Here is a 23010-nt window from a genome sequence, read left to right as displayed (position 1 = left end):
ATGACAAATACAACAAAGCTTGATCCGATTGAAACGGCCTCCCTTGACGAGTTACAGGCGCTGCAGACCGAACGTCTGAAGTGGACGCTGCATCACGCCTACAGCAACGTGCCGATGTACAAACGCAAGTTTGACGCCGCGGGCGTTCATCCTGACGATTTCAAAGAGCTGGCGGATATCCGTAAGTTCCCGTGCACCACCAAGCAGGACCTGCGGGATAATTATCCGTTCGATACCTTCGCCGTGCCGATGGAGCAGGTGGTGCGCATTCACGCCTCATCCGGCACCACCGGCAAACCGACGGTTGTCGGCTACACCCAGGGTGACATCGACAACTGGGCCAACCTGGTGGCGCGCTCCCTGCGCGCCGCGGGCGGCAGCGCGAAGGACAAAATTCACGTGGCGTATGGCTATGGCCTGTTTACCGGCGGGCTGGGGGCACACTACGGCGCCGAGCGTTTAGGCGCGACGGTGATCCCGATGTCCGGCGGCCAGACGGAGAAGCAGGCGCAGCTGATCCGCGATTTCCAGCCGGACATGATCATGGTGACGCCATCCTACTGCCTCAACCTGATTGAAGAGCTGGAGCGTCAGATGGGCGGCGATGCCAGCACCTGTTCCCTGCGCGTGGGCGTCTTCGGTGCCGAGCCGTGGACGCAGGCCATGCGCCGTGAAATTGAAAAACGCTTAGGTATTACCGCCCTGGACATCTATGGCCTCTCCGAAGTGATGGGGCCGGGCGTGGCGATGGAATGTATCGAAACCGTCGACGGCCCGACCATCTGGGAAGACCACTTTTACCCGGAGATCGTCAACCCGAACGACGGCACGCCGCTGGATGACGGCCAGCAGGGCGAACTGCTGTTCACCACGCTGACCAAAGAGGCGCTGCCGGTGATCCGCTACCGCACCCGCGACCTGACGCGTCTGCTCCCGGCAACCGCGCGCAGCATGCGCCGTATGGACCGCATCAGCGGCCGCAGCGACGATATGCTGATCATTCGCGGCGTCAACGTCTTCCCGTCGCAGCTGGAAGAGGAGATTGTGAAGTTCGAACATCTTTCGCCGCACTACCAGCTGGAGGTGAACCGTCGCGGGCATCTTGATTCACTTTCCGTGAAGGTGGAGCTGAAAGAGAGCAGCCTCACGCTGACGCACGAGCAGCGTTGCCAGGTGTGTCACCAGCTGCGCCACCGCATTAAGTCGATGGTGGGGATTTCCACCGACGTGACGATCGTGAACTGCGGCAGCATCCCGCGCTCAGAGGGGAAAGCCTGCCGGGTGTTTGACCTGCGTAAAGCGGCGGCCAACGGTTAAAACACCTTACCCCTCATCCTGGCCTTCTCCCCAGAGGGGAGAAGGGACTGTACGGTGCGGTCTTTTCCCCTCTCCCTTTGGGAGAGGGTTAGGGTGAGGGTCCTGTGCTATGATTCATCCAGGACAAAAATAACAACAGAATGAATCACATGAATAAACTCGACGCCTTTATCCAGCACGCGGTCAGTTCCGTTCCCGTCAGCGGGACCTCGCTTATCTCCTCGTTATACGGTGACGCGCTTTCCCATCGCGGCGGAGAGATTTGGCTCGGCAGCCTGGCCGCGTTACTGGAAGGGATGGGATTTGGAGAGCGCTTTGTACGCACCGCGCTGTTTCGCCTTAACAAAGAGGGCTGGCTGGATGTTTCCCGCATCGGGCGTCGCAGTTTTTACCGCCTGAGCGATAAGGGGCTGCGCCTGACGCGCCGTGCGGAGAATAAGATCTACCGTGCGGAACTGCCCGCCTGGGACGGAAAATGGCTATTGCTGCTCTCAGAGGGGCTGGACAAAACCACCCTCGCCGACGTCAAAAAACAGCTAATCTGGCAGGGGTTTGGCACGCTGGCACCGAGCCTGATGGCCTCGCCGTCGCAGCATCTGGCGGACGTGCAGTCTCTGCTTCACGATGCCGGGGTGGCGGAAAACGTGATTTTCTTTGAAGCCCACTCGCCGCTGGCGCTCTCCCGCGCCGCGCTGCGTTCACGCGTAGAAGAGTGCTGGCAGTTAACCGAGCAAAACGCGATGTACGAGTCGTTTATCAGCTCGTTCCGGCCGCTGCTGCCGCTGCTGAAAGAGGCCGCGCCGGAGGAGCTGACGCCGGAGCGCTGCTTCCAGATCCAGCTGCTGCTGATTCATTTTTATCGTCGCGTGGTGCTGAAAGACCCGCTGCTGCCGGAAGAGTTGCTGCCCGCGCACTGGGCGGGACAAAGCGCCCGACAGCTCTGCATTAATATCTATCAGCGTGTCGCGCCGGGGGCGCTGGCGTTTGTCAGCGAGAAGGGCGAAACCTCCGTGGGCGAACTGCCCGTGCCCGGCACGCTCTACTATCAACGCTTTGGTGGTCTTACAAGCGCATAAGGAGTGAAGATGCCTGTTTATCAAATTGATGGTCTGACGCCGGTGGTACCTGACGAGAGCTACGTTCACCCAACGGCAGTGCTGATTGGCGACGTGATTCTGGGCAAAGGCGTCTATGTTGGTCCTAACGCCAGCCTGCGCGGTGATTTTGGCCGTATCGTGGTGAAAGACGGTGCAAACATTCAGGATAACTGCGTGATGCACGGCTTCCCGGGGCAGGACACGGTGGTGGAAGAGGATGGGCATATCGGCCACAGCGCTATTCTTCACGGCTGTGTGATCCGCCGCAATGCGCTGGTGGGCATGAACGCGGTGGTGATGGACGGGGCGGTCATCGGCGAAAACAGCATCGTCGGCGCGGCGGCGTTCGTGAAGGCGAAAGCGGAGATGCCCGCCAACCATTTGATTATCGGCAGCCCGGCCAAAGCGATTCGCGCGCTGAGCGAGCAGGAGCTGGCATGGAAGCAGCAGGGGACGCGGGAGTATCAGGTTTTGGTGGAACGCTGCAAGCTCACTATGCACCAGGTGGAGCCGCTGCGCGAGGTTGAGCCTGAACGGAAACGGCTGACGTTTGATGAGAATTTAAGGCCGAAGTCGACGGTGTAGGGGTAAGACCGTCTTTTTTCGCCATATCCATCAATAGCGCGATGCCAATGTAATTACTCCAGTTAAAGGTATTTTGCAGCACCACCACCGCATTGCCTTTTTCTTTGTCATAGCCGATAAAGCTGGAGTAGCCGCCGATATAACCGACCTGATAGGTGATTTTTTCCAGACCGATAAAGTCGGTGGTCCAGGCAATACCCTGTACCCCGTCGGGACGTTGAATATCGGTATTTCTCACTTCGGCAAAGACGCTGTCCAGCAGGGGATTGTGGGTCGTTGAGACGTGATAGCGGGCATAGGTCGCCAGATCTTCGGCGTTACTGTATAAGCTCGCTGCCGCCACCATGTTGTTGGAAAAATGCCAGTCCGGGGTGAGCTGCCCGCGCGGGATAAACTTCGGCTGATCGCCCGCGTGGCCAAGCGCCCGCTGTGGATACCCTTTTAGCTGCCGGGGCGTAAAGCTGCTGTTAGCCATTTGCAGCGGATGGAAAATATAGCGCGAGGCTAAACTCTGGATATCTTCGCCGGTTTTGTGTTTCAGGATATAGCCGATCAGGGCGTAGCCGGTATTGGAGTATTGCGGCACTTTATTCTTTGGCGCTCGCCAGTCGGCGAGGTAGCGCAGCACGTTATCGCTATCCAGCTCACCGTAGAAATTATCGCCCGTGCTTAAGTAGCTGATGAATTTACCAAGCATCGGAACATCCATATTCTGACGCGGCAGGCCGGAGGTGTGGGTTACCAGTTCAAGCAGGGTGATTTTTTGTGCATCCGAGCTAAGCGGCGTCCCCGGCGGAAGCAATGTCGCCAGGTTATCGTTCCAGTTCAGTTGCCCTTCATTCACCAGACAAGCCACCACTTCCGCCGTGATCCCTTTGCTGAGCGAGCCAAGCGCAAACAGGGTATCGGGCCTGACCGGATAGCGATTGACCGCATCGGTTACGCCCCAGGTGTAAAACTGCGGTGAGCCGTGATTATGGATCACCGCGACCGTCATCCCGGGAACGGATTTTTGCGCCATGTAGTGACGCACCACGCTGTCAACGTCGCCATCCAGTGAATCATGGGTGAGAAGTTCCTGAGTACCTTCCGGGGAGGACATTTGCGAGAGCGTGCCACAACCGCTGAGGAGTGGGAGAGTAAGCAGAAGCCAGATAATATTTTTTGTTATGTTCTGCATACCTGGTAGCGAGTGTGGTGGTCATTGGCGCGCCAGGAATGTATCACAAATAGCCTGCGTGAATGTAAACTTTCTACACGGTGGCGGCTCGTTGATGGTTACCGTGACTTTTCGGCCTGCTTTGAGGATTTCAGTATGACTCGCTTTTATCAACTTACCGCCACCCGTCTGGATGGGCAGCTTATCTCTATGGCCGACTATGCAGGAAAGGTGGTTTTGGTCGTTAATACCGCCAGCCAGTGCGGCTTCACGCCACAGTGCGGTGGCCTTGAAGCGCTATACAAGAAATACGCCGATGAAGGATTAGTCGTGCTGGGCTTCCCCTGCAACCAGTTCGGCAAACAGGAACCCGGCGGCGCCGACGAAATCTCGAAAACCTGTTACATCAACTACGGCGTGAGCTTCCCGATGTTTGAGAAAGTCGAGGTTAATGGTAACGCAGCGCATCCGCTGTTTCGTTATCTGAAAAACGAACTGCCCGGCGTGCTGGGCGAGCGGATTAAGTGGAACTTTACTAAGTTTCTAATCGGACGCGACGGTAAACCGCTCAAGCGTTTTGCTCCGATGACTACGCCCGAAAAAATGGAGGGGGCAATTGTTGAGGCACTGAGGAGGTGAGTGTTTTTGCCGCTAGAGCCATCCATTTGTTGGGGATTGCCGATATTCTGATATCCGCTCTGTGCCAGAAGCAGACGTTGATAACGTTGATAACGTTGAGATATGTTAATTTATGGAGAGCAGGTCAACGAACAAAAGGAGAAGAAGATGCAAATCAAGTTCGGGGTGTTGTTACTCGCAGCGCTTGTGCCATTGACATCGACGGCAGCAAAAGGGAGTTTGTTTTTTTCGGTCGGTAATGAGAAAACTTCTTTTTCCCCTGGATGTGTAAAGTCAATTGATTATGTAGAGAAGGATGAGACAGGTGCAGAGAATTTAATCTTTAGATTTTCCGATGAATGTGGCAAAAGGTTGTCGGAAATGACCCGACAGAATATAGGAAAGCATATGTCCATCGCCTACGATCATAATAAAATTACTTCCGCTATAATTTCCTCGCGTCTGAGTACCAGTTTCAGAGTATCCACAAAAGACATACCAAGAATACTGTTGATGCAAATACTTAATGATTATGATGGTGTTCGTGATTAACCAGAAAAAAGCGGCAAATAATAATTTACTTGGCAATGAAAAGTCATTCATAAATACAATGTCCGCTTTTCGCTCACAGCAGACCTTCAGCTTCGTTAACACGTCCGCTCCGTGCCAGGAGCAGACGCTGCAGTATATTCCACTTTCGGCTCGAATCGGACTGAGGTAACGTAGCAGAAATATTTATCCGGACTCAACCAAGATGCCTTCCATCGAAACGTTTATCACTTTTCTTCTCGCGCTAACGCTTCTGGAGATTTCTCCGGGACCAGACATGATGCTAACTATCGCAAGAGGAGTCGGTCAGGGAAGACGTATTGCACTGCTTACGGTACTGGGTAATGTATTTGTAGCTGGTTTTGTGCAAGTTTCTTTTCTTGTCCTGGGGCTGGTAGCCGTTGTTCATGCCTGGCCGGTTGCGCTAGATCTGTTAAGGTGGGCTGGTGCGGCTTATCTGATGTGGCTGGGCATAAAAATGATTGCGACTTCAGGCACAGATACGCGGCTGCGAAAAACTGCCAAAATTTCTGACTGGAGTGCCGTTAAAGAAGGCGCCTTGAACAGCCTGACTAACCCCAAATCCCTACTGTTCATGTTCGCTTTTCTTCCTCAGTTTGTCGATCCCGCCGCGGGTCCTGTCTGGCTGCAATTGCTTGTTCTGGGGAGTATCCAGAAGCTGGCAGGAATTATTTCCCTGGGATCAGTCGCAATGGCATCAGGGACATTTGGAAACTGGCTAAGTAAACACCCAGGCTTTATCAAATGGCAGGAACGATTTACAGGCGTTGTCATGATAGGCCTCGGCATCCGCATGTTGTTTAGCGGGTCTGGTGTCGTATCGAAATCTTCCAGTTAAGTTTTACCGAAAGGGTAAACCCAGTGTCCGCTCCTCGCTCAAAGCGGACCATACTGTAAAATTTTATTAGTGAAGTGACTCTTCTTCTCCTGAGAGCGTATCTGCATCAGGTGAATAATTCCGGTAAACGCATGCCAGTTTATGCCCGTCATGATCGCGCAGATAGGCAACATAAAAATCGGGGCCGTAGGCGGTTCGTGTACCGGGCACGCCTTCATTTTTCCCACCCGTACGGAGGCCCGCTGCATGGAAGCGTCTGACAATTTCCGCGTTATCGGCTCTGAATGCGAACATTGTCCCGTTTCCCGCTGTCGCGGGTTGCTGGTCAAAAGGAGGACAAATGCAGAAGCTAAATTCGTCATCCGGATGATTTTCGTTTCCCGACATTGCCCAGCTATCAGTCCAGGCGGGCAGACGTGAATAGCCCAGCACGTTAAAAATAGCGTCATAAAAGTTCACGGCGCGCTGAAAGTCATTTGTCCCTATCGTGATATAAGCCAGCACCTTATAACATCCTCTATCCACGCAACCGCGGCGTAATCGTCAGCCCGGTAAGCAAGCCTTCCGGGCTGAGCAGGCGAGTGACGGTTTGCCCCCACGGTTCCATACGGTTAGCCACCAGTAACCGATAGCCTTTTTCACTCAGAATACGGGTAGCAGAATCGAGATCCTGTACTTCGTATTCAACCCATCCCTGCGGTATCGGGTGCTCTGCGGGCCACTGTTCTTCGCCAAAACATGACATAGCCGCCTGTGCGAGCGGCCAGACGGCAAAATGCTTCACGCCTGCCAGCTGGCCCTCTTCAGTGAGCAGATAATCGGTATTCCCCTCCATCGGCTTCAGAGGAAGGCCGAGTGTCTGGACATAAAACGCGGTGCTGGACTCCGTATCCCGAGAAATGGGCCCGAACCCGGCGACAAACAAGACATCTATTCCCGCTAACGTCTGAGACATATCTACTCCTGCGTGAGGTGTAATTCACCCTGAATTTATATTACGACTGGCAGAAATACGACTCTCAATTCTGGTATCGCATTCATCGTGCCTGCACGCCCACGACGGGTTTAAAATTCAACGCGATGACGATCAGCAGCACGACTCCCGCACTCATGATCAGCCATGCGCTGGTCAGCGAGACCGAACTGTCGCGAACGATCCCCGCAATTAACGGCATAAGCGCGGCGATCATGTATCCACCTCCCTGAACTTTTGACAGTAACTTCCCGGCCTGCGCGGGCGTTCGCGCATGATCGAATGTGACGATGAGCGACAGCGGGAAGAGGGCGCCGATCCCGATGCCAAGCAGTAGCGTAGATAATACCGGCGTTGTACCCGGCGAAAAGACCAGACACAGGAGTCCCGCCAGCAGCAGCAACAATACGGCGATCAGCGGCACGCGACGGTCGGGGAATTTACCGATCAGCGCGGAGACGGCAAACCCTGCGACAACCTCGGTTAACGTCAGCCAGGCCAGCATGTAGCCGCTGCTGCGTGCGGACCATCCCACCTGAATATAAAGCGGGGGCAGCCAGGCCAATACCAGCGTATAGGCTCCCGTTCCCACGCCGAAAAAGAGCAACAGCAGTGCCGTACGGGAGGAGGAGAGCGTAACGGTTTCGGGGGCTGTTTTTTCCCCCTGAGGATGCTTAACCAGGGTTAACCACAGTACCAGCGCCAGCAGCGCTAACAGCCCGGCCATTGCCAGCGTGGGCTTCAGCGTCAGCCATGAAAACAACGGCTCGGCGCTGGCGGCGGCGACTGCCGCACCGGCCATAATGCCCGTGCTGAATAGCGACATTATCGTGCTGGCCGTTTGCGTATATTCCTTTTTTATCAGGGCAGGCATTAAGGCCTGGATCGTGCCGATACTGGCCCCGCCCAGTAACGCGGTGCCCATAAGACTCTCCGGTGAGGCGCTAAAACCGCGTAATAAACAGGCCATAAGCAGAATGAAGAGCCCGAGCATAATTCCCCGTACGGCACCAACTCTGGCTAAAAGGCTGGGTCCACACAGGGCGGCCAGTCCCATCATCGCGACCGGCAGGGTGGTAAGCAGGCTAAATTGCGTAGCCGTTAGCCCCGCTTCGCGCTGCAGCACGGAAAACAACGGTCCGACAGAGGCCAGAATGGGGCGCAGGTTCAACCCGACGATAAAAGCGATAACGGCGAAGAGTAAAGGCGATGTGCGTTTCAACAGGAGATCCTTTTCGGTTGTGAATGGCCGGGCAAATTGCCACAAGCATTTATCTTAACGTTAAGATAAAATGTGTTTTTGCGTAAGATGTACCGCACAACAGGATAAATACCCACGCCATCAGGGGTGAAAATGAAAGACCATGTAGACTTCGTTGTCGGCCAGTGGAGCCGTGCCATGCCGGAACTGGACGCCTCATCGATGAAAATTTTTGGCCGAATGCTCCGGCTGATGAAGCATCTGGGAAAAGAATGGGCGGAGGCGATGGCGCAGTTTGGTTTTCGCGAGGGCGAGTTTGACGTGCTCGCCACGCTGCGCCGCGCCGGTGAGCCGTACTGCCTTTCCCCCACACAGCTGTATAAATCGCTGTTGATCACCTCAGGGGCGATGACGAACCGGCTCAGCCATCTCGAAAAGCAAGGTCTTATCAGGCGAATTGCCGATCCGGATGACAAGCGCAGCACGCTCGTAAGCCTGACACCGCACGGGCAGGAGCGTATCGAACAGGCGCTGATCGTGCACACACAGACGCAAAATGCGCTGCTGAGCAACTTGTCTGATGCGCAGCACGCGCAGCTTGAGTCCCTGCTGAGGGAATTGCTGCTGGCGTTTCCGGCTGAGGAATGGGATGAAACGTCACCGTGTGCCGATAATACATAAACTGCATGATTACACCTTACAAAAAGGGAATGTATGTCTTTACCGCCACTGTATGCGCTGCGCGCGTTCGAAGTTGCCGCACGGCTGAACTCCTTCAGCAAAGCGGCTGAAACACTCCATATCACGCCGGGGGCGGTCAGCAGGCATGTCCAGACGCTGGAAATGTGGTTCGATTGCGAATTGTTTAAACGACAGGGGCCGAGAGTGGAGGTCAGCGATGCCGGACGTATTCTGGCCGGGCAGCTTAGCGAAAGTTTCTCGAATATTGAGTGGGCCTGTCGTGCATTCAAAAGTGAAAACCACCTTCTGCGCCTTAAAGCGCCCAGCTCGCTGACGATGCGATGGCTTCTGGATGTGCTTAAATCCTTCCGCGAGAACCACGCGAAGCCGAAAATCGAAATTGCCAGCGTCTGGATGGACTTCGACACGGTTGATTTCAGTCGTGAGCCTTACGATTGTGCGATCCTCCTCGGTAACGGCTATTTCGGCGAGTCAACAGAAAGCAGGCTGCTCTTCAGCGAATGGCTTATTCCCGTTTGTACTCCGTCTTTGCTGGAGTCTGCCCGGCATACGCTTCCAGATTGCGATCTTATTCATCCGTCACCGGACAGACGGGACTGGAAGCGCTGGCTGAGAAGGACGGGCTTATTCCCCGGCCTCGACATGAGCGGTGGAATCGTGTTCGACACCCTGGAGCAGGGAAGCCTTGCGGCCATGCACGGACACGGCGTGGCGATGGCCGATCTCCGGCTCACGCTCGACGCGCTGAAAAGCGGCCTGCTCGCGCTGCCTTTCAGGGAGGCGATAGCAACAGGGGACGGTTACTACCTTGTCTGGCCCAAAAATTCGCTCAGAGGACAGAGTATTGAACGGCTGCTGGCGTGGCTTAACCTTAACGCGCCGGTGGTGCCTTCTTTGGATATCGTCTGTCTTAATTACAATGAAAAGCGGGTTTAATAAATAGCGGAATATTTATTATGGAATATCCCGCATATTGAACGTATTTATGCGTAGGGAATATTCGCCATCTTTTTATATCTTTCAGGCAGGGCGCTGTTCAGGTTAAGTAATTTTTCGAGAATATAAAGCGCAGGCGTCCCTTTTGCGCGTTCAGCATCGATCAGCGCAGTGCGTAGCAGATTGGCAGCCGAGGTCATGGCACGGAAATACTCCTCGGATTCACGCGTCTGAGCTTCGCCTGACGCGGCGTAACGCACCTTTGGCCACTGCGCAAAGTCAAGCAGCGGAAGGATCCCATCCTCTTTTGGTAAATGCGCTGAGAGCAACTCTTCGGCGTTGCCCGGATTGCTTTGGGCGAAAGAGAGGAGGTGCAGTCGGTGGATGAAAGGTGAAAGCGCTTCTGAGCTTTCTTTTTCTGTTGAAAGTAACGTTATCAACTCATGCACATTTGCTTGGGCGCTAAATTTATGAGGCGAGATAATGTTCATTACATGGAATAAAACATCGAGTGTCATAGGTGCTCCATACAGGCTTGGTATTATTTATTTTTTCTATCCCAGGGATGAATGGATGGTATTTCAGGGGCGTCACTTTTGAAAAACGATAAATAGTGGGAATCAATGTGAGTTTTACTCAATCTCGGATGATGATCCATTATCCATCACACTACCTCATGGGTACGCATGAAGAACCAGATTCATTCATTAACTCATTGTTAATTATGAAGAATAAAGAAATGTTGTTTGCATTGCTTTTCTACTGTTTTTCAGCGTTGTAGCTAAGTGTGTATTGCAATGTGTATTGCAGAATGAGGTTTTATGGCGGGCGAGAACAAGTTAAGCGATAAGGCGCTAAAAGCCTTACATGGTAAACCGCAGAAGCGTCAAAAGATGGTTGCCGATGGTCGGGGGCTGTCTGTCAGGGTTAGCACGAGTGGCACAGTAAGCTTTGTTTTTTTCTTTAGGCATTCAGGCCGACAAAGTGCCCCCGTCTGGATGACGTTAGGCAAGTATCCAGATATGACCCTTAAACAGGCCAGGGAGAAAAGGGACGAGTGTCGGGGATGGCTGTCACAGGGACTTGATCCAAGGATAGAGAACAAACTCACCAAAGAGAGCCTGTTCACTCCTGTGACTGTTAAGAACGCTATCGATTACTGGTTTGATAACTATGCCAGGGAAAAACGCAAAGAGACTGTGCGCCTCTATAGCTGTTATGAGAGATACATCTTTCCCTGCATCGGCGGGTTTCCTGTCGATAAATGCGACCTGTCTGACTGGATCAAGTGCTTTGACCGTATAAAGAAAATCGCGCCGGTTCAGTCTGCCGCGATGCTGATTGAGTTAAAGCACATCTTCAAATACTGCCGGGTGCGCCAGTATGTGCGATGTAATGTGCTGGATGATTTGAGCCCTGGTGATATCGGTAAATATCAGAACAAGAGAGAGCGGGTGCTTGAGGAAAGCTATGTTGCCGATCTATTGGGCGTGTACTTTCATGGCAGGGGAAAAACCGTGTGATGAATTACAAAAAAACGGATGGCGATTTTGTGCCTTGTGTTTGGATGCATGCGCAGTGAGGCTCGTCTATCCACATGGGATGAATGGGACTTCGAAAAATGGCTTTGGACGGTGCCGAAAGAGCACAGTAAAAACGGTGAAGAGATTCTCCGCCCGGTGCCTCAGAAAATGCGGCAGTGGATCGTAAACCTGCACGAAGAGACTAAAAGGCGTAGGTACATACTCGGTGAACTAAAAATCTGATTCAAACGTCAGCACCATGGGATGCACAAATTTTATATCTCTGAAACATGAAAAACGCTGGTCATTACATGACCTGAGACGAACCTTCTCAACAAGTCTCAACGATATGGGCGTCGATTTTATGTAGTGGAGCAGCTGCGGGGACACACTATAAAGGGCGTGGCCTGAATCTATAACCGCAGCAAGTATATCCCCCAGAAACAAGAAGCACTGGACCGATGGGTTGACTACCTTGATGGGCTGGTGGGTGAAGAAAATACAGTAAAAGTAATTAAGAAAAGGAGTGCCTGATATGGCTATGTTATCCGTTGTGAAAAAAGAAGATCTCCAGTACATGCCTGAGCTTGACCGAATGATTCGGGAACCTGAATGCCGGGCAATGACTACGTTGTCTAACTCAACGCGCTGGCGCATGGAACAGGAAGGAAAATTTCCGAAGCGCATCAAAATTGGGCCATCAGCCGTTGCATATCGGCTTTCTGAGGTACAAGCTTGGATTCGTGGGGAATGGGAATCTTTGTGAAAAAAGGGGCATATATACGCCCCCTGTTTCTTCAAAATCTTTTCATGCCAAGAATGAATTGACCAACGTGTGGATCATAATAATCATAATGATCTTTATCATAATGATCACTATGCTCTAAATAAGTTGTTGTCTTGAAGTCATAATTTTCATTCCATTCTTCGGAGAAGAAGAAATCAAAATCTCCTGTTGGTGGTTTTACAGGTGGAGTTCCATGTGGATGCATGTAATCAATGTACCAAGTATATGTTCCATGTTTATCATCAAAGTAAACGCTTCTTAATCTGAAAAAGTGTTTATCTGGTAATGTGTTTGATGAATTTATAATTTCTTCAACCTTTTCCTCTATATATTCTAGTTGATACATGTGATCCGAACCAATGCGATTGCTAATATGGAAGTAGAACCCTTTATAGTTAGCTATCCAATGGTTCGGACGTTCTGTCGCATAAATTTTCCAACCTTGTGTGCTGATTGGGAAGAAACGCTGTGCAATCACCCATAAGTCCGGTGTTGATAATATTTGTTCAATTTTTACAGAGTCCCAATAGGTAGCGGTAATACGATTATTTGGAGAATTAGTAATATCCTCCAGTCGACCCGCAACAGTTGATGAAGGGTACGTTGATGTCACGAGCAAGTATCCTTCACATTCATGTTGAGCGCAACTGTCTAAAATCCCATCTAACTCACCAGTACCTACAGCATTAGAACTCTCAGCTTTATGTTTGCACTGAACTAACCATTTTTTTGTTGATGGGGCAAAAATGCTTTTATATTCTTCTATAAAAACTAAGTCCTTCCCACTGTCAGGGCCTCTTCCACTCCAATAAACTCTGTGACCTAGACTAAACAATATTTCTCGGGTAAGTAACTCTAAATCTTGGCCGTCTTTAGATAGTTCTTTAAAATCTAACACATCATACCCTCTATTTAAAAAGTGGTTTTAAACGATTTTGAATTGATACGGAATAATTGAATGACCTTACTTTACCTTGACCTGATGATAAGGTGACTTCATTCTCTGAATCAATCATTTCTTGAAAGGATACTGTTGCAAAACTTTCTTCCTGAGAGTTTAAAGGTATTACAAAAAATTCAAAATTAATGTCTGCATACTTACAGTTCAAAACCGACATCAGATGTTCGTGGAGTCTTACATATTGCACTATTTCATCGTTATGTAGAGTGAAATTAAAACTCTCATCTAAAGCATGCATTTTAACATCCATGATCTTGCAAATGTTGAATTTATTTAGCAAGAAAAAGTCTGGTCTTTTAGCACCAAGTTTTTCCATTGCAGGAGGATAAGACCATGAATCTTGGTTTACATGAATAAAAGCTTGTCCTGTGATTTCGAAATGATGAATTGCAATCATTTCTCCGAGATTCCCTTTATGAGTGGAATTATTCTGCCAATAAGAAGCTATTAATTTCTCGCTTATCGAGTTTATTTTATTATTCGTCACTTGATTCACCATTGGGATTTATCGATAGCTTGCGTCTTTCAATCTCAGAGATAATTGAGGTAGTTATAAATTGCGATGTTGATTCATCTGGATGTTTAAGTGCATTCATCATATTTACAATTTCGTGCGGAACACGTGCTTTCAGTAACTGTGATTTGGCATTTTTATCTGCTGTAGCCATGTATTTATCTCCCACCTAAGTGTGACACACAATACAGCATAATCAGGGAAAGTAAATATTGACGTGTGACACACCTGGGGTATGTGGTGTGTCACACCAATACTATTGACGATGTTCCTAGGTGCTTGCAACCACCTAGGAACATCTAACCACCAACCGTTAACAGGAGTAACGACTATGGCTGTAACACAGCATACCCAAACTCACCCTAAATTTACATGGCTATTCCTTGGCACGCCGCGAGGTAATTCCTGTCTACCGGTAGTTCTGCGCACAGTTGCAGACACTGAAGATACTGCCCGTGCAAAGTTCTGTGGCTGGGACTTAACCTTTGCCGCCAAAATCCGGACCGAAAGCCCGCTCTCAGTATCGTTTATGGATCCTGAGAATCGTACCCTATGGAGCATTCTGGGTAGCGATCCTTGCAGCAATGAAGCTGTGGCAATGGAGGTGCGCCATGGATAAGTCCGACTTACCCGCTGATTACGAGATCCGCGTACTGGTGACGGTTAAAAACGGTCAGGTTACAGAGCGCCGCCTTCGTCCGGATGAAATCGTGGCCACACCGGAAGGTTTTATCCGGGCAGTTCGTCAGGCTGCTGATGCATATGGTTTAACGGTTACCGACAAGGAATAACTTCATGATTAAAAAATTCAATCAGGTTCAGCCTGAGGGTAGCGCTCAACCAAAAATCGAGCTTAACAGTCGCTGGAAAGATTCTCGCGGGGAAAAAATTACTGTCACATGCGTAACGGATAGCCGTATTACGTATGTCCGGGATGGGTATTCACATGAGTGTATTTTTTCTGAATATCGGTTCCGAAAAGAATTTATTAATCTCCCAGAGGAAAGCCGGGAGTGGCAGGAGACCGTAAAAGAAAACGGGCGTAAAAAAATCGCGGCTCTGCGCTCTTCTTTGCCGCTGAGTGTTGGATCTGACGGATGGGATAAGGGGCTGAAATGAAAAACGCACCGAATCTGAAACACCTGCCAAAAGAAAAATTCACGGAGGCAGTTATTTTTGCCGGGTCAGAAGCATACGCCCATGCGAAGGGTTGGGAAGAGGGGCTTGGTAAACAGATTGCCGAAGATACCACTCCTCCAGTTTACCTTGGGCCAAAACAACTGGCAGAGCTGGATAACCTGCGCATTGTGGATGATGGCCGTCGTGCCGTGCGGATTTACCTGGCCGGGAATATAAAGCCTATCCAGATTAATAACATTGCTGAAAAGCTGGCGGTGGCTGGCGTGCAGGATGCCAGATTGTATAAAGGCATTCCCGACCATGAGCCTGAGGACTGGAGGGAATATCTTTCCCGTTTGCGCGAGCAGGTTGAAGTATCTATAGGGGAGGAGTCATTGCGGCACAGTCTTCCTTTAAGCGTGGGCTCTGATGGGTACGATCAGGAGCAGGATTACACGTTAAAGAGTTACCTTCCCGCTAACAGCCTGAGCAGTATCTACGGCCCGAGCGGTTCGTATAAAAGTTTTCTGGCGGTGTCCTGGGCTTGCCACGTTGCAGCCGGGATGAAGTGGGCTGGGAAGTCGGTATCAGCCGGCGCTGTGATGTACGTAGTGGGTGAAGGTGGCATTGGCGTCCCGCGGCGAATAAAGGCGTGGGAGAAAAGACATGGTGTGAAACTGAATAATCTGTATCTGGTAAACCGTCCGGTTTTCCCGGTTCGCCGTGAGGAAATGCAGGAGATGATCAAAGCTGCGCGTGATGTTAAGTCCAGAACGGGACAGCCGGTTCGCCTGATTGTCGTAGATACGTTAGCGCGGTGCTTCGGTGGTAACGATGAAAACGATGCTCGTGATATGGGGGCGTTTATCGAAGGCTGCGACGTCATCAAGCGTGAGACTGGCACCACGTTGCTGGTGGTGCATCATTCAGGAAAAGACGATACAAAAGGCGCTCGTGGTTCCAGTGCTTTCAGGGCTGCGCTCGATGCTGAGTTCAATGTCCGGCGCGAGGGGGATGGTGGGGCGATAATCCTGACCTGCACGAAGATGAAAGATGCGGAGGAGCCAAAACAGGCAGCATTCGATTTGCGCACGGTGGAACTGTTTACCGATCGCGATGGCGAACTGATATCTTCGCTGGTGGTTAATGATGTTCCACGAGAGGCAAAAGGTGTAGATCCAGAGTTGGTAGGGATAGCTAAATTAACAGGTAACCATATGGCTCTGTGGCAGGCGATTCGAAGCAGAACGGCACAAGGTGAACCTTGTACCAGGGCTCTTATCCGCGATGATTTGAAAGCAACAGGTACAGATACTAAGCACTTTAGCCGCTGGGTTCAAAAGTTAGTAGACGATGGATTGATTATTCAGAATTGTGATCTGTTAACTATACAGTCATTAAGGGAAGTGGGCATGTAAGTGGGTAGTAAGCGGGGAGGTGTGGGGGAGACCCTCCGTTTTCCCCACTTTGCGCTTATATACTTGGACAAAGTGGGTAAAAACGCTCTAACCCTCGTCAATACGGAGATTGTGGTTGTTCAACAAAAATACTGGTGGGTAATAAGTGGGAAGCTAACAAAATGGGGAGGATGTGGGGAATTATCCCCACATGGTTTAAATGTGGTGCTGTGATGGTCTAAGAAAAAAAAGTGATTTTTTCGTTATTTTTTTATCGAAATTCCCGAGTTGGGTCCCGGAGGGACACCAATCGCCGTATCAACGCCAGGGTTTGAGCGTAAATCTTGAATAATATCCTGTGGGATAAATTTATGACCGATTATACGTTCTGACTCTGGTCGGGGATTTTCTGAATGTCTCGCTCGGTATGCCTCTACAGTATGTCCCCCTTCAGAGATAACTCTGGCACACAAGCCCCTTGCATACAGCCTGTTAAACTCACCTTCCGCTAGTGTTTGTGCTGCTGTGCGAGGGACTCTTGCTTGTGTCATCTCCATGCTGTTGGGTTTTCTTTTTGGGTAAAACTCAGCAAGTAATCGCCGATTAATTATTTCTCTTTCTAACCAATGATCATCGTGCTGCACAGACTCTTCTAGTAACGCAGGCCACTGCGCCTTTCCCTCAGGAGATAGGTAATTACTCAAATAAAAGTTGTTGTGATCCTTATCAAACTGAATTTCTTCAGCCATATGAATACGTGTCTGTTGGTCTAAATCCAAATAATTTAAAGCCATTTTTGACCTCTTTTAAGGATTATACAGCGATGTTTTTTACATTGTGTTACACATGGGTTGTTATCTCATTTCCCAGTGTTTTTTATAAACCTGTTTTTCTGATAAAAATGATTTTACTTACCACTTTTAGTGATCAATGATTGTATATGTACCATCAATCACGATAAGGGTAAGAGGATGGAAGAACGAAACAATAAGCAGCACGATAAAGGCGGTACGGTTCATATCGATGCTGAAACCATGAAGAAAATCGAGGAGTATCAGTCATTCATACGTAAAAACCACCCGGAAATGCCTGTCCCTACCAAAGGGCAGATTGTCCGTAGCAGCGTGAATTACTGGCATCACCAGACGCTGGGGGGATGGGTATGAAAGGCTGGTACACCATTAAAGCCGCTAGCAGCGGTAACAGTGCTGAAATCAGCATTTACGAGGAGATCGGCGGCTGGGGTATCACTGCCCAGCAGTTCTCTGAAGACCTGAAAGCCCTAGGCGATATTTCCAATATCAACCTGCACATTCACTCACCCGGTGGTGATGTTTTCGACGGCATCGCTATCTATAACCTCCTGAATAAACACCCGGCAAAAGTCACCGTGCAGATCGACGGTCTGGCCGCTTCTATGGCGTCAGTTATTGCAATGGCTGGCGACCGTATCGTTATGCCCGAAAACGCGCTCATGATGATTCACAAACCGTGGGGAATCTCTGGTGGGAACGCCAACGACATGCGCGACTATGCCGAACTGCTGGATAAAGTCGAAAGTGTCTTGATCCCGGCATATGCACGCAAAACGGGTAAATCAGCCGAATCACTGGCGGAAATGCTGGAGGATGAAACATGGATGGATGGCCGTGAATGTGTGGCGCAGGGTTTTGCTGACGAATTGTTACCCGCCGTCAGTGCAATGGCCAGTATTGAGTCAAAACGAATTGAGGATTTTGAGCATATGCCAAAAGATATTAAAGGGATGATCACCACTCCCAAAGGCTCCACAAATAACGCGGTACCGGAACAAAATCGCATCAATGGAATTAAAGACTTGTTTGCTATGTTCGGCGGAAAACATGATGCCCTGAAAATGCAGTGTCTGGAGGATGTGGACTGCACACCGGAAAAAGCGAAAGACATGCTCCTGGCATCTTTGGGTAAGATTGCGACACCGTCGAACAAAACCACGGATGCGCACATTTATGCAGGTAATGGCAACATTACCGGTGATGCTATCCGCCAGGGACTTTTTGCCCGTCTGGGTCACGAACGCGCCGAACGGGGAAACCCTTATGCCATGATGAGCCTGTTTGAAATGGCGCAGGCATCGCTGGTGGATCGAGGTATCAGCGTCAGTGGTTTCGGTAACCGCTCGCAGATTGTGAATCTGGCCTTCACGCACAGCACCAGTGATTTCTCTCATATCCTTGCTGGTGGCGCTGAAAAATCTGTGCTGACTGGCTGGCAGAACAGCGGTGAAACTTTCCAGCAGTGGACGAAAACCGGTTCTCTATCCAACTTCCATGAAGCCAAGCGTGTGGGACTGAACGGCTTCTCTGAACTTGCTAAGGTTCCGGAAGGTGCAGAGTATAAATACGTCACAACCAGCGACAGTGGTGTGCCGATCGCCCTGGCTACCTATGGCAATATCTTCTCCATTACTCGTCAGGCAATCATCAACGATGATTTGAGCCAACTTTCAACTATCCCACAGGCGATGGGGCGTGCTGCCGCGCGTACGGTCGGCAATCTGGTCTATCTGCAGCTGACTGCCAACAGTAAATTCACAGATGGCAAAGCGCTGTTCCATGCCGATCATAAAAACCTCATCGCGAAAGGGATGGATACAGACGGACTCAATGAAGCCCGTAAGGCCATGCGCCTGCAGCAGGATGCGAACGGCGATCCTATCAACGTCATTCCTGCCTATATTCTTGTACCGGCCGCGCTGGAAGGGCTGGCAAATCGCGCCGTGCTGTCTTCCTCCTCACTGTTCCCTGTAGACCAGAGTGGCACGCTGAATCAAAACCCCGGCATTATTAACGTCGTGAAGGATATGGCGCAGGTAGTGGTTGAGCCGCGTCTGGACAAGGCCAACAACAAGGAGTGGTACGTCACTGCAGCGCAAGGAACCGACACCATCGAGGTGGCTTATCTGGATGGAATGGACGTGCCATATCTGGAGCAGCTGGAGGGCTTCACCGTGGACGGTATTGCATGGAAGGTGCGTATCGATGCTGGCGTGGCGGCGCTGGATTATCGGGGCATGGTGAAGTCGATCGGGGCGGCATGACGACAGGAGGGCGGCAGATGCTGCCCTTTTTTAAAAGGTACTCCCGGCGGGGATGCCTGCCACGGGGCGGCGGCATCGCGGGAAACGACTCGTTTTTAAATTCTATGGTCATCATCATCATGTGCTAACTGTATGATTTTACAGTCATGAAAATGATGAAAAATAGAAAAGATGATGGATTGTGTTTTTTTTGTTCATCATCTTTGGGGGGAATGATGAAACAAATACGGTTAACGATTACCGAACTGGCTGATGTTACGGGGGTACACAGGCAGACAGTTTCAAAGCGCCTGCGGGATATTCCACCCGCGCCGGGCAGTAGTTGTAAACGAAAATTATACGATCTCAAATCAGCTTTATCAGCGATCTACACTTGCGGGGGAAGACAGAATGCATAGCACTGAGGTAATGACGACGATTAAACTGAGCGGTTCATTAGCCAAAATATTTGGAAGGGAACATAAGCGCCTGATCACTACGACGCAGGAAGCTATCCGGGCTTTGTGTGCAACGCTGCCCGGATTCGAGAAGTATCTGAATACGAGTAAATCCCGCGGGCTGACATTCAGTATTTTTCGTGGAAACAAAATATTGGGGAAGACGAACTTGTGTTCCCAGCTGGTGGTCGGGAAATCCGCATTGTGCCAGTTATTATGGGAAGTAAAAGGTCTGGTCTACTACAAACTATTTTGGGTGCGGTATTAGTCGTTGCATCTATCTGGATGCCTGGAGTTGGTTTTGCTGCCAGTAACATGATGTTTGCTGCAGGGGCTGCAATGACAATGGGTGGGGTTGCACAAATGCTTTCTCCGCAGCCGGGAGGGCTATCTAGTAAGCAGGATCCCGATAATAAGGCTTCAAATGCTTTTGGTGGTGTAACGAACACTACCGCCCAAGGGAATCCTGTACCGTTGTGTTACGGTAAACGCCGCATAGGCGGCGCTATAATTTCGGCAGGCATATATGTTGAAGACAAACTATAGCTAAAGCCTGTTCAATTTAGGCAAGGTTGTCGATGAAATTTTGAGTATAGTCGAACTTGTTATTCCACTCGGCAACCTCTTCGCAAGTCATTTTTTTTGCTCTTCCTGTTTTTATGTTGTGAGTTTTGCCGGATATTATTTGAATTTCATTATTGTCATTTAATGCTGAATCAAATGATAAAAAATCGATCTGCTCTCCAAACGATCTGTTGTCGTTCAAGGCTTTTATTGTTCGCTCTTTGAAGTCAATATCACAGCGCGAGCCAAAAATAATCCCTTTAATCAAAGATACTTCATGATGAAGTATTTCTCCTGCAGACCTTGCATGAGAGAAGATTACAAGTCGGCTTTCTCTCTCATATTCCCAGTGTTTATTCTTAGCGATAAAGCATGAAGTGTCTGTAAAGACATTGTTGAATATTAATGACCATAAATCCACTTGACTTATTCTGTCTAAATAAGTCACATCTTGCATTTCTACTATTAATGCCTCCCCGCCATGAATGTGTTTTTTTAGTTCTGTATTCCCATGCTCAAAATCATAAATCAATACACATCCCTTAAAACCATTGGCATAATGTGACCACATTAGATAATTAAAAGGGTCTTTACTAAAGGAAACAGATAAAAAATTAATTTCATCTTTAAGTCTGCAAAATTTATCAATCAAAAATGATGCGGCAGAATCAATGTCTTGCCCAGATGCTATATTATGATTTTCGATTATTTCAGCAATCTTCTTTTGGATTTTTGATTTATCTTCAACTATTTTTGTTAAATTTTTATTGCAGAATAAATTGTTTATATCCTTATAGAAATTATCATTTTGAGGTTTTCTAATATAATCCGAAAAATATATGCCAAAATAATTTAGATGTTCTAGAAGTTTTTTCCATTTTTCGATGTCATCCCAAAGCACAGGATTGAACCACAAATCCATTGGATCGTTTAGTGTGCTGTTGGAAGCAAAAAAAAGTTCGTTGTATCTTATTGATTTTTCGAAGTAAGAGTCATTCCTAAAATATTTGAAATAATACATATTTGAGAGTTCTCTCTACATTTTCAATGTGTATTGCAATGTGTATTGCTGCTCTTAAAACGACAGATATGATATAGGGAAAAACGCTTAAAAACCAGTAGGTTGTTTTCAACGTATTGCATGATGATCCATCACACTATACTTACGTCTTGAAACCGAACGTGCGGCATGAGGATGGTATGGCTGGCGAAAACTTGTCCAAGATGGGCGCAGCAAAAGTCCATCTGATTGTGGATCACCATGGCAATCAGGTGATAGAAAAATGCCCTGTTAGTGATGTTGAATACGGCTTTTATGAACATGCGGCGGAACCACTCAGTGGCGTTGTTGAATCCCCACGGCTGTTTCATGCCGATCTACACCGACGCAGCCTGACGCTTGAATATGTTCCTCAAAAGATCTCCCAGAATGAGGTTGCAGGAGACGACATACTGAAACGACTTTCATGTCTTCACGGTTATCCTGCTGGCCCCGCATGGATTTATCACACTCACTCCTGGTCTGAGTCAGCGCTTGAAAAGTCCTTGTCTCTTTTGGAATTACCCGTCCGTACTGAGCGGCAGATGCGATGTTTTCAGCAAGCGAGCAGCGTTTTGTTTAGTCAGGAATGTTTAATTTCTGGTGATACCAATGTGGGTAACTGGGGCAGAAGAGAAAACGGCGATATGATCCTTTTCGACTGGGAAAGATTCGGTATTGGCAGTCCGGCAATCGACCTTGCTCCGCTGGTTCAGGGGATGGGCTCAAAACAAAGCATTTTACAACTTGCTGAGCGCTACTGTGTTTTTGCCACGCATTCGGTCGCAGGCAGGTTAGCCAGAGAAATCGTTCTCGCTAAAGCATGGATTGTCACTGAAGTCATGTTACTTCTGCACGAACGGAAAAAGAATGATTTTAATCTCTACCTGAGTTGGTACAGAGAACATCTACCCGGCTGGCTGGATGAGTCCATCTCACTGCTTTGAGCTCGTTGTAACAGAGCATGCGAAATCCATGCAGCGATTTGTTTCACAAATGCCATCGCCCATCAACCGTTCAGGATGGTATAACGTCTTGCGGCAATCGGGTTGCCGTCAGATGACCCCATTCACAAAGGTGTATATGAAACAAATTACTTTCAGTGACCTGCAGCAACAAAGCGAGCAGGCTGCAAATTCTCCTCGCTTACGCGCCCATCGCAATTTACACCCTGAGCTGAGCGACCCGGTGCAGCGCCTGGCCATCGCGATGGAACCCGGTACCTATGTTCGCCCCCATCGCCACCCGCACACGTTTGAACTGCTGACGGCGCTGAGCGGTCGCTTTCTGGTGTTGAATTTTGATGACAGCGGTAACGTGACCCAGCGTGTGGTGTTAGGTGAAGACTGCAAAGTGCTGGAGATGGATGCCGGTACCTGGCATGCCGTGCTGTCGCTGGATAAAGGCGGCGTTATTTTTGAGGTAAAACACGGTGGCTACCAGCCCGTTCCTGAGCACGATACCGCCCCATGGTCACCGGCTGAGAACGCACCCGGTAGCGCGGAGTTGATGAAATGGTACGCTCAGGCGCAGGTGGGTGACGGTGGTTTTACCCTGTAATTGTGCACTCATGTCCCCGGCGCGCAAAGGCGCA

29 protein-coding genes and 1 pseudogene are annotated in these 23010 nt (G+C 49.6%); 20 read left to right on the top strand and 10 right to left on the bottom strand.

Annotated elements, in window-relative coordinates:
* From paaK to paaY, 3 genes are all read left to right on the top strand, one after another.
* Positions 1-1317, top strand: coding sequence for a phenylacetate--CoA ligase PaaK (gene paaK, locus ACDO57_RS06575; protein WP_024908034.1), 1317 nt, complete (start codon positions 1-3; stop codon positions 1315-1317).
* Between the two features lie 140 nt (positions 1318-1457).
* Positions 1458-2393: a phenylacetic acid degradation operon negative regulatory protein PaaX gene (gene paaX / locus ACDO57_RS06570; RefSeq protein ID WP_028016008.1), complete on the top strand. Its 936-nt coding sequence runs from the start codon at positions 1458-1460 to the stop codon at positions 2391-2393.
* 9 nt (positions 2394-2402) lie between these two features.
* On the top strand, positions 2403-2999 hold the full coding sequence (paaY, locus tag ACDO57_RS06565) for a phenylacetic acid degradation protein PaaY (protein ID WP_370883719.1): 597 nt from the start codon (positions 2403-2405) through the stop codon (positions 2997-2999).
* Here the strand turns inward: paaY and ACDO57_RS06560 are convergent.
* Positions 2908-4179, bottom strand: coding sequence for a serine hydrolase domain-containing protein (locus ACDO57_RS06560; RefSeq protein WP_370883718.1), 1272 nt, complete (start codon positions 4177-4179; stop codon positions 2908-2910). The two genes, paaY and ACDO57_RS06560, sit on opposite strands and share 92 nt — an antisense overlap.
* A gap of 135 nt (positions 4180-4314) precedes the next feature.
* Here ACDO57_RS06560 and ACDO57_RS06555 point away from each other — a divergent pair, with 135 nt between their 5' ends.
* The 3 genes from ACDO57_RS06555 (at position 4315) to ACDO57_RS06545 (ending at position 6184) form a co-directional block, all read left to right on the top strand.
* Complete coding sequence (locus ACDO57_RS06555; protein ID WP_370883717.1) at positions 4315-4797, top strand: glutathione peroxidase; 483 nt, start codon at positions 4315-4317, stop codon at positions 4795-4797.
* 147 nt (positions 4798-4944) lie between these two features.
* The gene (locus tag ACDO57_RS06550) at positions 4945-5328 is read left to right on the top strand and encodes a hypothetical protein (protein ID WP_032651221.1); all 384 of its coding nucleotides are present in this window, start codon (positions 4945-4947) and stop codon (positions 5326-5328) included.
* Between the two features lie 202 nt (positions 5329-5530).
* Positions 5531-6184, top strand: coding sequence for a LysE family translocator (locus ACDO57_RS06545; protein ID WP_032646101.1), 654 nt, complete (start codon positions 5531-5533; stop codon positions 6182-6184).
* A 66-nt stretch (positions 6185-6250) separates the two neighbouring features.
* Here ACDO57_RS06545 and ACDO57_RS06540 read toward each other — a convergent pair whose 3' ends face one another.
* The 3 genes from ACDO57_RS06540 to ACDO57_RS06530 all read right to left on the bottom strand — a co-directional run bounded on the left by ACDO57_RS06540 (position 6251) and on the right by ACDO57_RS06530 (position 8379).
* Positions 6251-6688, bottom strand: a complete 438-nt coding sequence (locus tag ACDO57_RS06540; RefSeq protein WP_370883716.1) for a VOC family protein — start codon at positions 6686-6688, stop codon at positions 6251-6253.
* A gap of 13 nt (positions 6689-6701) precedes the next feature.
* Positions 6702-7139 carry a VOC family protein gene (locus ACDO57_RS06535; RefSeq protein WP_370883715.1) on the bottom strand — a complete coding sequence of 146 codons (438 nt, stop codon included), beginning with the start codon at positions 7137-7139 and terminating at the stop codon, positions 6702-6704.
* Positions 7140-7221: 82 nt separating this feature from the next.
* Positions 7222-8379, bottom strand: a complete 1158-nt coding sequence (locus ACDO57_RS06530; RefSeq protein WP_061715246.1) for an MFS transporter — start codon at positions 8377-8379, stop codon at positions 7222-7224.
* A 132-nt stretch (positions 8380-8511) separates the two neighbouring features.
* On the opposite strand from ACDO57_RS06530, the gene ACDO57_RS06525 reads away from it, so the two are divergent.
* The gene (locus ACDO57_RS06525) at positions 8512-9039 is read left to right on the top strand and encodes a MarR family winged helix-turn-helix transcriptional regulator (RefSeq protein WP_061715245.1); all 528 of its coding nucleotides are present in this window, start codon (positions 8512-8514) and stop codon (positions 9037-9039) included.
* A gap of 33 nt (positions 9040-9072) precedes the next feature.
* Entirely contained in the window at positions 9073-9996 is a 924-nt protein-coding gene (locus ACDO57_RS06520) for a LysR substrate-binding domain-containing protein (protein WP_370883714.1), read from the top strand.
* A gap of 47 nt (positions 9997-10043) precedes the next feature.
* On the opposite strand, the gene ACDO57_RS06515 is transcribed toward ACDO57_RS06520, so the two are convergent.
* Entirely contained in the window at positions 10044-10514 is a 471-nt protein-coding gene (locus tag ACDO57_RS06515) for a hypothetical protein (RefSeq protein WP_061715243.1), read from the bottom strand.
* Positions 10515-10817: 303 nt separating this feature from the next.
* Between ACDO57_RS06515 and ACDO57_RS06510 the strand changes: the two genes are divergently transcribed.
* Both ACDO57_RS06510 and ACDO57_RS06505 read left to right on the top strand, forming a co-directional pair.
* A complete protein-coding gene (locus ACDO57_RS06510) occupies positions 10818-11519 on the top strand; it encodes an Arm DNA-binding domain-containing protein (protein WP_370883713.1) in 702 nt (233 codons plus the stop codon).
* Positions 11520-12054: 535 nt separating this feature from the next.
* Positions 12055-12285: an AlpA family transcriptional regulator gene (locus ACDO57_RS06505; RefSeq protein ID WP_096928062.1), complete on the top strand. Its 231-nt coding sequence runs from the start codon at positions 12055-12057 to the stop codon at positions 12283-12285.
* A 31-nt stretch (positions 12286-12316) separates the two neighbouring features.
* Here ACDO57_RS06505 and ACDO57_RS06500 read toward each other — a convergent pair whose 3' ends face one another.
* From ACDO57_RS06500 to ACDO57_RS06490, 3 genes are read right to left on the bottom strand one after another with little or no spacing between them, the layout of a single operon-like run.
* Entirely contained in the window at positions 12317-13204 is an 888-nt protein-coding gene (locus ACDO57_RS06500; protein WP_096928061.1) for a restriction endonuclease, read from the bottom strand.
* Between the two features lie 10 nt (positions 13205-13214).
* Positions 13215-13754 carry a hypothetical protein gene (locus ACDO57_RS06495; RefSeq protein WP_370883712.1) on the bottom strand — a complete coding sequence of 180 codons (540 nt, stop codon included), beginning with the start codon at positions 13752-13754 and terminating at the stop codon, positions 13215-13217.
* A complete protein-coding gene (locus tag ACDO57_RS06490; RefSeq protein WP_096928059.1) occupies positions 13744-13935 on the bottom strand; it encodes a YlcI/YnfO family protein in 192 nt (63 codons plus the stop codon). The genes ACDO57_RS06495 and ACDO57_RS06490 overlap by 11 nt, the downstream gene beginning before the upstream one ends.
* Before the next feature lie 81 nt (positions 13936-14016).
* Between ACDO57_RS06490 and ACDO57_RS06485 the strand changes: the two genes are divergently transcribed.
* The 4 genes from ACDO57_RS06485 to ACDO57_RS06470 are packed head-to-tail and all read left to right on the top strand — an operon-like array spanning position 14017 to position 16318.
* Complete coding sequence (locus tag ACDO57_RS06485; protein WP_370883711.1) at positions 14017-14400, top strand: host cell division inhibitor Icd-like protein; 384 nt, start codon at positions 14017-14019, stop codon at positions 14398-14400.
* Complete coding sequence (locus ACDO57_RS06480) at positions 14393-14572, top strand: hypothetical protein (protein WP_370883710.1); 180 nt, start codon at positions 14393-14395, stop codon at positions 14570-14572. Before ACDO57_RS06485 ends, ACDO57_RS06480 begins: the two co-directional genes overlap by 8 nt.
* A gap of 4 nt (positions 14573-14576) precedes the next feature.
* Positions 14577-14900, top strand: coding sequence for a DUF4222 domain-containing protein (locus ACDO57_RS06475; RefSeq protein WP_370883709.1), 324 nt, complete (start codon positions 14577-14579; stop codon positions 14898-14900).
* The gene (locus tag ACDO57_RS06470) at positions 14897-16318 is read left to right on the top strand and encodes a helicase RepA family protein (RefSeq protein ID WP_370883708.1); all 1422 of its coding nucleotides are present in this window, start codon (positions 14897-14899) and stop codon (positions 16316-16318) included. The genes ACDO57_RS06475 and ACDO57_RS06470 overlap by 4 nt, the downstream gene beginning before the upstream one ends.
* A 242-nt stretch (positions 16319-16560) precedes the next feature.
* On the opposite strand, the gene ACDO57_RS06465 is transcribed toward ACDO57_RS06470, so the two are convergent.
* A complete protein-coding gene (locus ACDO57_RS06465; RefSeq protein WP_370883707.1) occupies positions 16561-17091 on the bottom strand; it encodes a hypothetical protein in 531 nt (176 codons plus the stop codon).
* Between the two features lie 177 nt (positions 17092-17268).
* Here ACDO57_RS06465 and ACDO57_RS06460 point away from each other — a divergent pair, with 177 nt between their 5' ends.
* The 4 genes and pseudogenes from ACDO57_RS06460 to ACDO57_RS06445 all read left to right on the top strand — a co-directional run bounded on the left by ACDO57_RS06460 (position 17269) and on the right by ACDO57_RS06445 (position 20359).
* The gene (locus ACDO57_RS06460; RefSeq protein ID WP_370883706.1) at positions 17269-17463 is read left to right on the top strand and encodes a hypothetical protein; all 195 of its coding nucleotides are present in this window, start codon (positions 17269-17271) and stop codon (positions 17461-17463) included.
* A complete protein-coding gene (locus ACDO57_RS06455) occupies positions 17460-19376 on the top strand; it encodes a ClpP-like prohead protease/major capsid protein fusion protein (RefSeq protein ID WP_370883705.1) in 1917 nt (638 codons plus the stop codon). Before ACDO57_RS06460 ends, ACDO57_RS06455 begins: the two co-directional genes overlap by 4 nt.
* Before the next feature lie 146 nt (positions 19377-19522).
* Positions 19523-19774: a DUF1441 family protein gene (locus tag ACDO57_RS06450; protein ID WP_370883704.1), complete on the top strand. Its 252-nt coding sequence runs from the start codon at positions 19523-19525 to the stop codon at positions 19772-19774.
* Positions 19775-19784: 10 nt separating this feature from the next.
* Positions 19785-20359, top strand: a pseudogene (locus tag ACDO57_RS06445) (tail assembly protein).
* A 16-nt stretch (positions 20360-20375) separates the two neighbouring features.
* Here ACDO57_RS06445 and ACDO57_RS06440 read toward each other — a convergent pair.
* Positions 20376-21398 (bottom strand): DUF2971 domain-containing protein, encoded by a 1023-nt coding sequence (locus tag ACDO57_RS06440; RefSeq protein WP_370883703.1) that lies wholly within the window; start codon positions 21396-21398, stop codon positions 20376-20378.
* A gap of 179 nt (positions 21399-21577) precedes the next feature.
* Between ACDO57_RS06440 and ACDO57_RS06435 the strand changes: the two genes are divergently transcribed.
* Together ACDO57_RS06435 and ACDO57_RS06430 are read left to right on the top strand one after the other, a co-directional pair.
* The gene (locus tag ACDO57_RS06435; protein ID WP_370883702.1) at positions 21578-22363 is read left to right on the top strand and encodes a phosphotransferase family protein; all 786 of its coding nucleotides are present in this window, start codon (positions 21578-21580) and stop codon (positions 22361-22363) included.
* 136 nt (positions 22364-22499) lie between these two features.
* Positions 22500-22976, top strand: a complete 477-nt coding sequence (locus ACDO57_RS06430) for a WbuC family cupin fold metalloprotein (RefSeq protein WP_014883727.1) — start codon at positions 22500-22502, stop codon at positions 22974-22976.
* Positions 22977-23010 lie beyond the last annotated feature (34 nt).

Origin of the sequence: Enterobacter cloacae complex sp. 2015409, assembly GCF_041365315.1 — a bacterium.
Classification (GTDB): Bacteria; Pseudomonadota; Gammaproteobacteria; order Enterobacterales; family Enterobacteriaceae; genus Enterobacter; species Enterobacter pseudoroggenkampii.
Note: the sequence above shows the minus strand (reverse complement) of the source record. Positions and strands in the feature narration are given on the sequence as shown.